At 34.8% G+C, this 14,231-nt stretch carries 13 protein-coding genes, 2 tRNA genes, 1 rRNA gene and 1 riboswitch; all 16 genes read right to left on the reverse strand.

What is annotated here, in order from left to right:
* Window position 1: 1 nt before the first annotated feature.
* Window positions 2–73, reverse strand: a tRNA-Glu gene (locus BM120_RS05090).
* A gap of 13 nt (window positions 74–86) precedes the next feature.
* Window positions 87–158: transfer RNA gene (locus tag BM120_RS05095), tRNA-Asn, on the reverse strand.
* A 3-nt stretch (window positions 159–161) separates the two neighbouring features.
* Window positions 162–278: ribosomal RNA gene (gene rrf / locus BM120_RS05100) — 5S ribosomal RNA — on the reverse strand.
* Between the two features lie 452 nt (window positions 279–730).
* Window positions 731–2,035, reverse strand: a complete 1,305-nt coding sequence (gene thiC / locus BM120_RS05105; protein WP_091993818.1) for a phosphomethylpyrimidine synthase ThiC — start codon at window positions 2,033–2,035, stop codon at window positions 731–733.
* 61 nt (window positions 2,036–2,096) lie between these two features.
* Window positions 2,097–3,536 (reverse strand): hydroxyethylthiazole kinase, encoded by a 1,440-nt coding sequence (thiM, locus tag BM120_RS05110; RefSeq protein WP_091993820.1) that lies wholly within the window; start codon window positions 3,534–3,536, stop codon window positions 2,097–2,099.
* A 16-nt stretch (window positions 3,537–3,552) separates the two neighbouring features.
* Window positions 3,553–4,398: a bifunctional hydroxymethylpyrimidine kinase/phosphomethylpyrimidine kinase gene (thiD, locus tag BM120_RS05115; protein ID WP_091993822.1), complete on the reverse strand. Its 846-nt coding sequence runs from the start codon at window positions 4,396–4,398 to the stop codon at window positions 3,553–3,555.
* Between the two features lie 53 nt (window positions 4,399–4,451).
* Window positions 4,452–4,559: riboswitch (TPP riboswitch) on the reverse strand.
* Window positions 4,560–4,721: 162 nt separating this feature from the next.
* Window positions 4,722–5,675: a ribose-phosphate diphosphokinase gene (locus BM120_RS05120; RefSeq protein WP_091993824.1), complete on the reverse strand. Its 954-nt coding sequence runs from the start codon at window positions 5,673–5,675 to the stop codon at window positions 4,722–4,724.
* 90 nt (window positions 5,676–5,765) lie between these two features.
* Window positions 5,766–7,139 (reverse strand): bifunctional UDP-N-acetylglucosamine diphosphorylase/glucosamine-1-phosphate N-acetyltransferase GlmU, encoded by a 1,374-nt coding sequence (gene glmU, locus BM120_RS05125; protein WP_091993825.1) that lies wholly within the window; start codon window positions 7,137–7,139, stop codon window positions 5,766–5,768.
* A 97-nt stretch (window positions 7,140–7,236) separates the two neighbouring features.
* Complete coding sequence (locus BM120_RS05130) at window positions 7,237–7,881, reverse strand: C39 family peptidase (protein WP_091993827.1); 645 nt, start codon at window positions 7,879–7,881, stop codon at window positions 7,237–7,239.
* Between the two features lie 269 nt (window positions 7,882–8,150).
* The gene (gene groL / locus BM120_RS05135; protein WP_091993829.1) at window positions 8,151–9,770 is read right to left on the reverse strand and encodes a chaperonin GroEL; all 1,620 of its coding nucleotides are present in this window, start codon (window positions 9,768–9,770) and stop codon (window positions 8,151–8,153) included.
* Between the two features lie 101 nt (window positions 9,771–9,871).
* A complete protein-coding gene (locus tag BM120_RS05140) occupies window positions 9,872–10,153 on the reverse strand; it encodes a co-chaperone GroES (protein WP_091993831.1) in 282 nt (93 codons plus the stop codon).
* A 168-nt stretch (window positions 10,154–10,321) separates the two neighbouring features.
* Window positions 10,322–11,185, reverse strand: a complete 864-nt coding sequence (locus BM120_RS05145) for a DNA-3-methyladenine glycosylase family protein (RefSeq protein ID WP_091993975.1) — start codon at window positions 11,183–11,185, stop codon at window positions 10,322–10,324.
* A 206-nt stretch (window positions 11,186–11,391) separates the two neighbouring features.
* The gene (locus BM120_RS05150; RefSeq protein WP_091993832.1) at window positions 11,392–11,775 is read right to left on the reverse strand and encodes an Asp23/Gls24 family envelope stress response protein; all 384 of its coding nucleotides are present in this window, start codon (window positions 11,773–11,775) and stop codon (window positions 11,392–11,394) included.
* A gap of 10 nt (window positions 11,776–11,785) precedes the next feature.
* Window positions 11,786–12,286 (reverse strand): DUF2273 domain-containing protein, encoded by a 501-nt coding sequence (locus BM120_RS05155; RefSeq protein ID WP_091993834.1) that lies wholly within the window; start codon window positions 12,284–12,286, stop codon window positions 11,786–11,788.
* A gap of 12 nt (window positions 12,287–12,298) precedes the next feature.
* Complete coding sequence (locus BM120_RS05160; RefSeq protein ID WP_177187373.1) at window positions 12,299–12,568, reverse strand: Asp23/Gls24 family envelope stress response protein; 270 nt, start codon at window positions 12,566–12,568, stop codon at window positions 12,299–12,301.
* Window positions 12,569–12,714: 146 nt separating this feature from the next.
* On the reverse strand, window positions 12,715–14,133 hold the full coding sequence (locus BM120_RS05165; protein WP_091993838.1) for a hypothetical protein: 1,419 nt from the start codon (window positions 14,131–14,133) through the stop codon (window positions 12,715–12,717).
* Window positions 14,134–14,231: the final 98 nt, after the last annotated feature.

The following is a 14,231-nucleotide window of genomic DNA, read 5'->3' on the forward strand; positions in this document are numbered from 1 at the left end:
ATGACTCCTAGGGGAATCGAACCCCTGTTACCGCCGTGAAAGGGCGGTGTCTTAACCGCTTGACCAAGGAGCCAAGAAATCAAAAGCTCCAAGGGTGGGGCTCGAACCCACAGCCTACCGGTTAACAGCCGGTTGCTCCACCATTGAGCTACCTTGGAATAACGTGGCTATGTCTTATTCTCCCAGGCAGCTTCCCACCAAGTACCTTCAGCGCTAAGCAGCTTAACTTCTGTGTTCGGAATGGGAACAGGTGTATCCTACTTGCTATAATAACCACATTATTTGCTTTCATTTTTGTTTTCTTTTGTCCCTCATCAAGGACAAGTATTATATTATCATAGTTAAATTTATTCGTCAACACTTTTTCCAATTTTTTTTGTTATTTTTTTTATTTTTTTGTTTTCTCGAACTAGAACTTACCATTTTACAATAATAATATGACTTATTAAGCGAACAATAGCATTATTATTTATCAAAAATAGTCATATAATTTATTTTATTATTTTTTCATAGCACTAAAAACTATTCAAAAAATACATATATTATTACTTATTAATATAATCCCATACCACTAATTTTACATTTCTATTTTATTTTCATAATATATCTTTCTTTTCTAAATTATATAATAGAATTGATGATATTTATATAGGGTGCGACAAAAGCTAATATTATTGATACTAAAGGTATCACTAAAGTGCATATCCTCTGTGATACCTTTATCTATAAACTAGTCTCTTAAAATATTTAAGTCCTCTCCAGACATTATTTTTTTCATAGTTCTCATTGAACACATTTTTCCACACATAGTACAAGTATCTTCATGCTCTGGTATGGATTCTTTTCTGTATCTTCTAGCTTTTTCCTCATCAATAGCTAGTGAAAACATAGTTTCCCAATCTATATCAGCCCTTGCCTTTGACATCTTGTCATCCCATTCTCTGGCACGAGGAACTTTCTTTGCAATATCAGCTGCATGAGCGGCAATTTTCGTAGCAATTATTCCTTCTTTCATATCTTCTAAATCAGGTAGCCTTAAATGTTCTGCCGGTGTCACATAACATAGAAAATCAACTCCTGCACTCGCAGCAATTGCGCCACCAATCGCAGAAGTTATATGGTCATAGCCAGGCGCAATATCAGTTACCAAAGGTCCTAACACATAAAATGGAGCCCCATGGCAAAGTCTTTTCTGTAGCTTTACATTTGCCTCAATCTCATCAATAGCCATATGACCAGGACCTTCAATCATCACTTGTACATTTCTTTCCCAAGCTCTTAGAGTCAATTCACCCAAAGTTATCAATTCTTTTATCTGTGCTGCATCAGTCGCATCCTTTGTACATCCTGGTCTCAAAGCATCACCCAAGCTTAAAGTTAAATCATATTCTTCACATATATCCAAGAGCTCATCAAATCTTTCATAGAATGGATTTTCTGCATTATTTAATTCCATCCATGCATACATTAGAGAGCCCCCTCTTGAAACAATATTTGTCAGTCTTTTATTCCTTTTGAAAACCGCCATCGCCTCCCTATTCATTCCAGCATGAATAGTTACGAAATCTACTCCATCTTTGGCGTGTTTTCTGACAACCTCTAAAAATTCATCTGAGGTGATATCTTTAAGCTCTTTATCATAAAAACCTATGGCATCATAAACAGGAACAGTTCCTATCATAGCAGTAGACATTGCTATCAGTTTCTTTCTGAATTCTTCAGTTTTGCCAAAGGAACTCAAATCCATAATCGCCTCTACCTTCATATCAACAGCTTTTTTAACTTTTTCGAGCTCTTTATCCACATCTGGACAATCTCTGGAAATCCCCAAATTTACATTAACTTTTGTTCTTAATCCATTTCCTACACCCTCTGCTATCAAGCTCTTGTGATTGATGTTTGCAGGAATTGCTATTTCACCTTTTGCAACCCTCTCCATCAATGTATCAGGATTCATAAACTCTTTTTCTGCCACCATCTTCATTTCAGGTGTCAATATTCCTTTTTTTGCCGCTTCCATCTGTGTTTTATACATTTTCTATTAGTGCAAAGAAAATTGCACGTCCTCCTTTTTATTATTTATTTTAAGCTAGCACTTAATAATTATCCTTTATAATTTTTACAACCTCTTCCGTTCTCAGCTTGCAATCGTCGTTATTCAAAATATCCGAAATTATGCAAACTCCATCAACACCTTTTTTCAAAATTTTGTCCACATTTTCAATATTTATTCCACCTATAGCCAAAATGGGAATATATATTTTTTCAATTATTTTTTCAACCTCTTCATCAGAAATAATTGAAGTGTCCGATTTTGTGCTAGTACTATAAACCGCACCCATACCAATATAATCAGCACCTTTAGCTTGAGCTGCTTTGGCTTCTTCATATGACTTCGCCGAAATACCTATTATTTTATTATGCCCAATCAGCTTTCTTGCAATTTCTATTGGCATATCACTCTGTCCAATATGTATACCATCAGCATCAACTGCCAAAGCAATATCTATTCTGTCATTAACTATAAACAACGCATCGTATCTTTCACAAAGCTTTTTTATTCTCAATGCTCTCTGATAAAATCTACCGGTATCCATTTCTTTTTCTCTTAGCTGAATGACCTTTGCACCTCCCTTAAGAGCTTCTTCCACACAGCAATAAAAAGCTTTACCTAAACACGCTTTTTCATCTGTTACGAGATACATACTATATTTTGACTCAATATGCTCAAAATTAATACGTCCATATTTCTCAACCTTTTGTGCATTCAGCTCGAAAATATTATCCATAAGCCTCTGTCTATATGTACCTATGGGAATGCCATCCTCTAATGCCATCTCACCGCATAAACTCATAGAAGCAACTCCACAAACAGCACTTACCAGAGGATTTTTTGTAGCACCCAAAAAGCTTCCACATAGAGACGCAATCATACATCCAGTACCTGTAATATACGCCAATTTATCTGATTGATTTTCTATTGTGACCACTATCCTTCCGTCAGTAATAATATCAACCTTTCCAGTAACAGCACATACACATCTATATTTATCTGCTACTTTTATGGCTGCACCTTTTGCCAACAAACTATCCAGCTCCGAGTCTACACCCTTTGTTTTAACATTTTCACCCGATAAATAGAGTATTTCTGAAGCATTGCCCTTGATTACACTCGGATGAACTTCTTTTAAAAAATCAAACACAGAATCATTTCTGTATTTTGTAGCACCAGATCCAACCGGATCAAAGACAATTCCAATATTTTTTTCATTGGCTAGCTTTCCTGCCTTTATCATAGTCGCCAAGCTTTCTTTTCCAATCCCACCAAAATTTATCACTAAAGAATCAGAGATAGATGTCATCTGAGCTGCTTCCTCAAACGAATCGCCCATCACAGGTGAAGCACCAATGGCAAGAGTAGCATTTGCACAATCGTTGATGGTCACATAGTTTGTAATCTGCTCAACTAACGGCTTTTTCGTCCTGACTGACGAAAACGCTTCTAAAATATCCTTTTCCAATCTATCAATTTTCATTTCACACCTCTAAATATCAAATATTTGATTCTGAAATCAACTCCAATTTCAGCAAATCATAAATTTCACCCATCGGATTGGTAGGTCCATTTCCGTAACCTATATTCAAAGAGTGTTTTATCGAATTTGTAACAAAAACTTTGGACACAGCAACTGCTTCTTCAAGAGAAAAGCCTTTTGCCAAATATGACGCAATTGCCGAAGACAGTGTGCAACCAGTTCCATGAGTATTCTTTGTTTCTATCCTTTGATTATCAAGCTTGATAGCACTCATGTCTTTTTTTATGAGAACATCACACGGCTCATTGTCCAAATGCCCTCCTTTTACTAAAACACTACATCCAAATCGTTTGACGATTTCTCTACCAATGTATTCCATTTCATCAACTGAATTGATATCAGATATTTTGTTTTCAGTCATCATTTCGTAAATACACTTGGCTTCAGATAAATTTGGTGTTATCAGCTCTGCCAAATCAAACAGCTTCTCTTGTAATGATTTTTTGGCTTTATCATCTATCAAATCGTGTCCAGAGGTCGAAACCATTACAGGATCCACGACAATATGCTCAACTCCCCATTTTTTTATATTTTTAAATACAGATTCGATAATTTCTGAGCTCGGCAGCATACCAATTTTAATAGCATCCACTCTAATGTCATCATAGATTGAATTCAATTGTTCGACGAGCATTCTCTGTGAAACGTTTTCTATGTAGTTCACACCCATCGTATTTTGAGCTGTCAGCGCTGTGATAACACTCATTCCGTACACCCCGCAAGAAGCAAATGTCTTTAAGTCAGCTTGAATACCGGCACCTCCACTACAATCAGAGCCGGCTATTGTAAGAACATTTTTCATCAGTTTTCTCCTCTTTTTTAATTGCATAAAAAAATGTACCCTAAATCGGATACATAATATGCGTTATATAATTCCTACGCTGGCATTATCCAGATCAGGTCAAAAGGTCAAGGCTCAACATCCTTTTCTCAGCCGATTTATCAGCTCCCTTAAAATATTCAATTTCTATCTAGGTATATATTATCACAAATACGAATCTATATCTACATAAATTTGCGAAATTCATAAATATATCCAATTTTCTTAGAAAAAAAAGAAAGTCACCTCACACTTAAAGTGAATGTAGCGACTTTCTATTTTAATGAAAAGTATCTATACTCAAATTAAAACAATTTGCTTACTGAATCACAAGTATAAATTCTATTGATTGCATCAGCAAAAATGTCTGCAACAGACATAACCTTTATTTTGTCTATTCTCTTTTCTTCAGGTAATTCAATAGTATCTAATACTATAAGCTCCTTAATATCAGAGCTTTCAATTCTCTCAATTGCAGGACCTGACAGAACGCCATGAGTACAGCATGCATATACGTCCTTTGCACCGAATTTCTTTAGTGCAGAAGCGGCATTTACTATCGTTCCCGCAGTGTCTATCATATCGTCAAGCAAGATTACATTCTTTCCTTCTACTTCACCAATGATATTCATGACTTCACTTACATTTGGCTTCGGTCTTCTCTTGTCAATTATTGCAATTGGAACCTCCTTGCTAATATTGTTTGCAAATTTTCTAGATCTAGTAACACTACCCAAATCAGGAGAAACTACCACTAAATCATTGATATCCAAATGCTTGAAATAATCAGCCAATATTTTTCCACCCAATAAGTGATCAACTGGAATATCAAAATATCCCTGAATTTGACCAGCATGTAAATCCATTGTCAAAACTCTATCTGCTCCAGCAGCCGTAATCAAGTTTGCAACCAATTTCGCAGTGATTGGATCTCTTGCCTTTGCCTTTCTATCTTGTCTTGCATAACCATAGTACGGAATAACCGCTGCTACAGAACCAACAGAAGCTCTCTTCAAAGCATCAATCAATATCAGCAATTCCATCAAATTATTGTTAACAGGGCTATTCGTAGACTGTATAACAAATACATCGCAGCCTCTTATTGTTTCATTGATAGTAACAGCTATCTCACCATCACTAAAAGTATCAACCTGACAGTCAACCAATTCTGTTCCTAAACGCTCTGCTATCTTGGTAGCCAACTCTTTTGAAGCATTTCCAGCAATAAGCTTCATCTTATGGCTATTGTAACGAGTCATAAACACAAACCTCCTAAAATATATTAAAAATACAACTGTAATAATTCGTTTTTTGCATTTTAATTATACCACAAAATTTAGAATTAATCATTATTTTTCACTATCTATTTCCCTTTTTTTCTGTACCCAGCCTTCCTTAATAACCTGTCTTTGCCTTGCAATTCCAAGAGATCCAGCTGGTATATCATCAGTTATTGTAGAGCCAGTTGCTATAAAAGCATCCTTTTTTACAACTACAGGAGCTACTAAATTTGAATTCGATCCGATAAATGCGTCATCCTCAACAACAGATTTCAATTTATTCTTTCCGTCATAATTTACGAACACTACACCACAGCCGACATTTACCCTTTCACCTACTTGTGCATCCCCTATATATGATAAATGAGACGCTTTTGATCCATCTCCAAAGCTTGCATTTTTAACCTCGACAAAATCACCAATTTTACATTCGTTACCAATCTTTGAGTTTGGTCTCAAATATGCATAAGGTCCGACATTTGTATCTTCGCCTACAATTGATTTAATCATCTCAGATTTTTTTACGGAAGTCCTATCGCCAATTATCGAATCAGATATACTAGCTTGAGGCCCGATCACACAGCTTGACCCAATCACTGTTTTCCCAGAAATCATGCATCCTGGAAGAATTACAGTATCAGCACCTATAGCTACTTCCGAGTCAATATATGTAGAATCTGTATCTATAATCGTTACACCGTTTATCATATGTTGTTCGTTTATCCTTCTTCTCATTATTTTTTCTGCATCAGAAAGCTGTACCCTCGAATTCACTCCCATCAATTCTTCAATAGGTGCTCCCAAATATGCATCTGCTTTCCCTCCCATATTCCTAATGATTTCTATAGTATCTGGTAGGTAGTATTCGCCCTGTGCATTATTATTTCCGACATATTGTAGAGAAGCCTTTAAAAATGCTCCATTAAAGCAATATATACCCGAATTTATTTCTCTAACAGATTTTTCTTGCTCTGAGGCATCCTTTTGCTCAACTATTTTTATAAATTCATTGCTTGAGCCTCTGATTACTCTTCCGTATCCAGTTGGATCATCTACCTCAGTAGTAAGAACTGTGACAGCATTGTCATTTTGATCATGGTGCTTAAAAAACTCGACCAATGTTTCTTCACTTATCAATGGTGTATCGCCACAGAGAACTACCACTGTGTCTATATCATCAATATAATCATTTGCCATCATCACTGCATGAGCCGTTCCGAGCTGCTCCTTTTGGATTGCAATCCTGACATCATCGCTTAAAACCTCTTTCACAGCATCAATTCCATGTCCCAAAACAACTATAGTTTCATCAACACCAGCAGATTTTGATGTATCTATTACGTGATTTACCATTTCTTTACCACAAACTTTGTGTACAACCTTTGGATAAGCTGATTTCATTCTAGTCCCTTTTCCAGCCGCAAGTATTATAGACTTTTTCATATTTCCTCCAAAAAAGTATTATTATTTTATATATCAATATTAAACCTTTTAATTAAAGCATTTGTATTAATCAATATAAGTTCTATATTATATTATATCATATTACGACCGCTCTTTGCCCCATTTGATAATATAATTTTGTAAATTGAAGTACATTAATCTCTCTTTTACCTTTAATCGGATCTACAACCTTAACCCTTCCCATATTGGTACCCTCTACAACGACGCAATGAAGATTTGAATACAGTTTATTTTCCTTACCGTTTTGATCGGTGTATTTACCGCTTCCATATTCTGGCTCCTTATCGTCCAGAGTATACCAAACTACTACCGGCTTTTTCCATATTACTACATTTGACAGCACTCCAAAGATTGACATTCCAGTTTTGTCTTTTGCATTTGTGGATACTCCCAGCTTTTTGAAATACTCATTTGCAGCATTTGTAATCGGTGAAGCATAGCAATAATATCCATTTTTGTATGGACTTCCGATATATGCTTTATTCGGATCTGCATTTGTGAATCCAGTTTTTTTCAAAAAACTGTCCATATTTTCTTTTGACACATTGTAGCCATTGTAATTCATCAGCATAGTAAGTGATGTTATCTCACAGCCATTTGGCATATTTGGATATTGCCCGATGTAATTTACATTTAACTGTCTATTCGGAGCTATAAAATATATCGATATTGCTATCAACAAGACCAGTCCAATTTTTATAATATTTCCTATAGCTTTCATATTTCTTATCCTCTCTAGTATTTTCCATTATAATATTTGGATTTAATTCGAGTATTTCAACAGTATAGATTATTATCATTAATTAAAGCATAACAAAATAAGGACAGATAATACCTTAATTAAGTAAAATCTGTCCAAAACAATTTACGATTATCTGTACAAAAACAATCTATATTAAAATGTAATCACAATTTAAACGAAACCACGAAATCCTGCAATATCACTATGCTCTGTATACACATGGAATCCGTATATACAGCTTCATTTGACTACATCATTCCAGGCATTCCACCAGGCATTGGCATATCATCATTTCCAGGCAAATCTGCTATAGCTGCTTCTGTAGTCAAAAATACACTTGCAATAGATGCCGCATTTTGTAAAGCACTTCTGCTTACCTTTGTAGGATCGACAATTCCAGCCTCTATCATATCCACATATTTCTCATTCAGAGCATCGAAGCCAACATTTGCTTCGGAATTGATCACATTTTGTATTATTACAGATCCCTCCAAACCAGCATTATGAGCAATCTGTCTCAAAGGCTCCTCCAATGCTCTTCTGATAATCTTGGCTCCCAATTTTTCTTCACCATCTAGTGAATCAACCAAATCATCGACAGCTGGGATAATACTTACAAACGCAGTACCTCCTCCAGAAACGATACCTTCCTGAACAGCTGCCTTTGTCGCATTTAAAGCATCTTCAATTCTCAGCTTTCTTTCCTTCATTTCCACCTCTGTAGCTGCACCAACTTTTACTACTGCAACGCCTCCAGAAAGCTTTGCCAGTCTTTCAGAAAGCTTTTCCCTATCAAAATCTGAAGTTGTATCTTCAATTTGACGTCTAATTTGACTAATTCTATTTTTAATATCTAGCTTATTTCCGAATCCACCAACTATTGTAGTAGTTTCCTTATTTACCTTTACTGTCTGTGCTCTACCCAGCATTGTTAAATCAACATCCTTTAAATCAAAGCCTAGCTCAGTTGATATAAACCTACCTCCTGTCAGAATAGAAATATCCTCTAGCATAGCCTTTCTCCTATCACCAAAGGCAGGAGCCTTAACAGCCACTACATCAAAGGTACCTCTTAGCTTATTAACTACCAAAGTAGACAATGCTTCACCTTCAAGATCTTCAGATATTATCAATAGCTTTCCACCAGACTGAACAAGCTCTTCAAGCAATGGCAAAATTTCCTGTATATTACTTATCTTTTTATCAGTTATCAAAATATATGGATTTTCAAGAACTGCTTCCATCTTTTCCACGTCAGAAACCATATACGCAGATACAAAGCCTCTATCAAACTGCATACCTTCAACTGCTTCCAATTCAGTTACCATTGATTTTGACTCTTCAATTGTAATGACACCGTCTTTTCCAACGATTTCCATAGCTTCAGCTATCAGCCTACCTACTTCTTCATCGCCAGCAGAGATAGATCCGACTTGAGAAATTTCCTCTCTTGTATTAATTTCCTTTGAATTTTTCTTCAATTCATTTACTGCAATCTCTACAGCCTTATTTATCCCTTTTCTCAGCAATATAGGATTTGATCCCGCAGTTACATTTTTTAAGCCTTCTCTAATAATAGCCTGAGCAAGAACTGTGGCAGTAGTAGTACCATCACCTGCAACATCGTTTGTCTTTGTTGCAACCTCCTTTACAAGCTGAGCACCCATATTTTCAAATTTATCCTCAAGCTCTATTTCTCTTGCAATAGTAACACCATCGTTTGTAATCAACGGAGCTCCAAATTTCTTATCTAAAATTACATTTCTTCCCTTTGGTCCAAGAGTAACTTTAACAGTATCTGCTAATTTATTCACACCATTCTCAAGTGCAAGTCTAGCATCCTTTGAAAACTTTATTTCCTTTGCCATTTATACCACTTCCTTTTTATCAAATTTATTCTTAAATATAAATTATTTTCATTATATGCTCTTAGTACATTTTTCTTAATATATTTTTCTTAATATATTTTTTAGCAGACTATTCCTACTATATCTTCTTGTTTCAAAACAATGAACTCCTCATTATCCAGCTTTACTTCTGTGCCTGCATACTTATTGTATATTACCTTGTCGCCAACAGACAATTCCATTTGAACTTCTTTTCCATCAATTATTCCTGATCCAACAGCTACTACCTCTGCAAACTGTGGCACTTCCTTTGCTGCACCAGTCAGTATTATTCCACTTGCAGTCTTTTCCTCTGCTTCGACCTTTTTCAAAACTACTCTGTCACCCAATGGCTTAATCTTCATAGCAATTTACCTCCAATTTCTAGATCGCAATACTTAAATCTCAACGACCATTTTAATGTGATGTTTATATTTTTATTATTTTCTTATTATTAGCACTCTATAATCCTAACTGCTAATAGTATATTCTTATAACCTTAACTTTTTCTTAAAATTTCAAGATACATAAACTTACTTTCTCAGGTCCAACTCTCTCATATAATAAAACAGATATTGCTGTGCAAATCCCGCATTTTCACCAAACAGATTCATACCATAGCTTCTCATTTTTGGCAAACTCATATCATCAGCACCATAAAATTCCTGCATAACCCTTTTTACCCATACATCTACTGGAAAAGAATTATATTTTTTATATCCGAACAAGGCTATACAATCGGCAACCTTTGCTCCAACGCCTTTGAATTTCATCAATTCCTTGTGACATCTATCTGATTCAAAATCATAAAATTCGTTGATATCCACACCGTTCACTACGTCATTTGTAGTAGAAAAAATATACTTATCTCTAAATCCAGTCTTACAAGCTCTCAAATCATCAATAGTAGCCTTTGACAATTCTTCCGGAGTTGGAAACGCATAATGTTTTCTTCCTCTAAATTCGCCTATTTCCTTACCATATCTCTCTGAAATATTGGCTATAGCCCTCTGAATCATCGGAATTCTATTATTTGAAGAAATAATAAATGAAATCAACATTTCCCAACAATCCTGCTGTAAAATTCTTATACCCCAGCCAAAATCAACTGCCTTATTTAAATTCTCATCAAAGCTTGATAATTCATATTTTAGCTTTGAGTAATCCCTTCCTAGATCAAAATAGTCAAACCAAATATTTTTAAAATCTTCTATATTGGTATTATCAAAGATAATATCATTATCAATATTACTCACATTGATTACCCTACTCCTTGCGACACCTGTATATGATCCATCTTCTTCTTTTATCCATCTAAAGCACTGACCACAATCGAAAATATGCTGAGGAAAAAAATCCTTTACGTCCTTTAAAATAATTTTATTTTCTTCAACCATCAGCCTATAATCGTCAAGCTTCAAATCATTTTCTCTTAAATCAGTATTAGTCTTAACCTCTGACTTATCCTTCAATTTTGACACAAAACCACCCCTATTCTCAATATATGTTTAAACAAAGCTCTACATTTAAGTATATACCAATTTTAGCATAAACAAAACAAAGCAACTATACAAATTTGCACAGCTGCTTTATTTTTTCAAAACTATTTATCAGACAATTCTTTGAACGCTTCAGAATTTACGACATCTTCAATTTTTGCATTTACCTCAATGACCTTCAAGCCTGTCATAGTGAAAACCTGATCCGTAATAAGTGCCTTTACCTCTGCATATTTTTCTCTGGCATTTTTACCAAATTCCAAAACCAATCTCAAATCTACAGCAACCTCAGTTTCACCGACTTCAACGTTAATGCCCAAACTCCCACTTGATTTTCCTACAAGGGAAAAGCCGCCACCACTTTTGACTATCGCAACACCTTCGACGTTTTTCACTGCCATATCAACTATTTTTGAAATAACTTGACCATCAAAGGTCAATTTTCCATTGTCTATTACCTCAACTACAGTGTTCTCATTATTTTCCATAAAAATCCTCCTACCTAAGCTTTCTCACCATAATTTCTATTAATCTCATCAATCTCGAATTTCCATCAAAATATTGACCGACAATATTCGAAGCTAGAATAACTACAAAAATCAACAAAGATTTCTTAAAGCCAATCAACAATATCAATATTGAAAAAATAATTCCTATAAATGTCCACTTAAAGGTGTTTGGCTTTCCCCTATATGACTTCATTACAAACTCGTCTATTACCCAATCTGAAATATCATTCTTACCATATTTCTTTCCTTTAGAATTGCATCTAAAGCTTTCTTCTTCAAAATCAGAGCTAAAGCTAGAGTCAAAATCAACATCGTCTCTGTCAATTTTCCTGTATATCTCATCAAAATATTCATCCTCTAAATCGCTTGAATTATCTTTGGAATCCTTATAATCAAAGGAAGTGTCACTGTTTTCAAAAATCACCTTACTCTTGAAGGTTGGCTTAGACGATTCATCAAAATCAACAATATGATAGCTTCCATCAAACAATATTTTCACCTCCTAATTTATATTCCTACTCCTATTTTTATTATCAATACCATTTTCAGCTTTGCTTTCAGCTTCAAAAACCCTTATACTTACCTTATCGACAGCTATTCCCAAAAAGCTTTCCAGCTCATTATTTACGTCGACCTGTAATATACTACAAAGCTCTCCAAGGTTAATATCGACAAGCAAATCTTTATCTATACCACAATTTACAGTAGCATATATATTTTGCTTTCCGTCCTTCGTTTTCACTTCTATGGTAGAATCAGCTTGAAAAACCACCTATTCTTATTCAAATACACTAATTACAGTATAACACGATATCATTTGTATCGTAAAGAATTATATATAAAAAAGCCATAGGAATTATCCTATAGCATTTTTCTTCGGTTAAATTAATATTATTTTATCTTTGTACATTTTTACATTTATTTATCATTCTTCTTGAATAGCATAAGGACTGCACCAGCTAAACCACTCAATCCCATTAATGAAGTAGCAATTGAAGATTGAACACCCATCTGAGGAAGCAGCTTCTTTTTAATATTCTTTGGAGCTTCATTCATTTTGTTTGACATCTTATTTTTATTATTTTCTTTCTTTGGAGATTCATTCATCTTGTTTGAATCGCCCTTTTTCTTCAGCTCTTTATTTTGAGGAGATTTTATTTCAGGCTTCTTTATTTCAGGCTTCTTGTTTTCAGGTGTTATTTTCTTACCTTTGTCTGCTTCATTATCAGCCTTTGGAGCATCCTTTTTATCATTTTTAGGAACTATGTTCTTTTTTTCTTCGACATTCGTTTTTTTCATTTCTGGCTTCTTGTTTTCTGTCTTTTCCTTGTTGTCAGATTTTGGTGCTGCAATTCTAGGCTTTAGACTATCTTTATTGTCCTTTGGAGATAATGCCTTTGGGATTTCATTCTTTTTTTCCTCAGGCTTTGGTTTATTTTCCTCAGACCTTTTGGACTCAGGCTTCTTTTTAAGCTCTGGTACCACTACCTTAGGATTACTCTCTTTCTTATCAGTGTTAGGACCTGTTTTTGGGTTTTCTGTCGACTCATCATTTTTCTTTTTTCTCATATCATTTATTTTTTCTACTTTATTAACTATATCTTCAACATTTTTCCTAGTATCTTCTTTAGAGCCATTCCCAACTTCACCAGTTTCACTTTCTTTAAGCAAGCGCTTAGCCTCGTCTCTTTCCCAACCTAATAAGTGCTCTAATTTATCAATCTTTTCTTTTGCCTTATTTATTAATTCTTCCTTATTAAAAGAAGAGCTCTCTTTTTTCTTTTTTTCCTTATCATTTATTTCTTTTGCTTTCTTAACTAAAGCTTCAACATTTTTCTTGAGATCTTCTTTAGAGCCATTTCCAACTTCACCCGCTCCATCCGCTTCAAACCATCGTTTAGCTTCTTTTTTCTGCTCATCCGATAAGTGCTCTAATTTGTCTATTTCTTCTTTCGCCTTATTTACTAATTCTTCCTTATTAGATACACCTCTGTCTGTTACCAAAGCATTATTTTGTCGCTTAATTAAAACTGGACCATCATTGTCACTAGTAAGTGTCTCTGCTTTAGGACTTGTGCCGGCAGAGCTACTTCCACCTCCATTTGTGGATCTATTATTCATGTTTAATGTATCTGTACTATCGCCATTTGTAATTCTAACTCTTGATGTATTTAGATTATCACTACTTGTAATTCTAACCTCTGGTTCCTGTGCTTTCACTGAGTTTGTTATCCCGATACTACCTACTACCGCTGCCGTTATAATTACAGTCGTTGCCGTTCTCTTAATATTGCTACTTAATCTACCTTCGTTGCTTTTTATTTTCTTTTTAGTCATAATCATTACCTCACTTCAAATCATACTTACATTTCAATTTAAAAAGCGTTAAATTGTTTCGTCATCATTATTATTCTACATTATAGTAATAGTAAACC

The organism is Peptostreptococcus sp. D1 (assembly GCF_900112955.1).
GTDB lineage: Bacteria > Bacillota > Clostridia > Peptostreptococcales > Peptostreptococcaceae > Peptostreptococcus.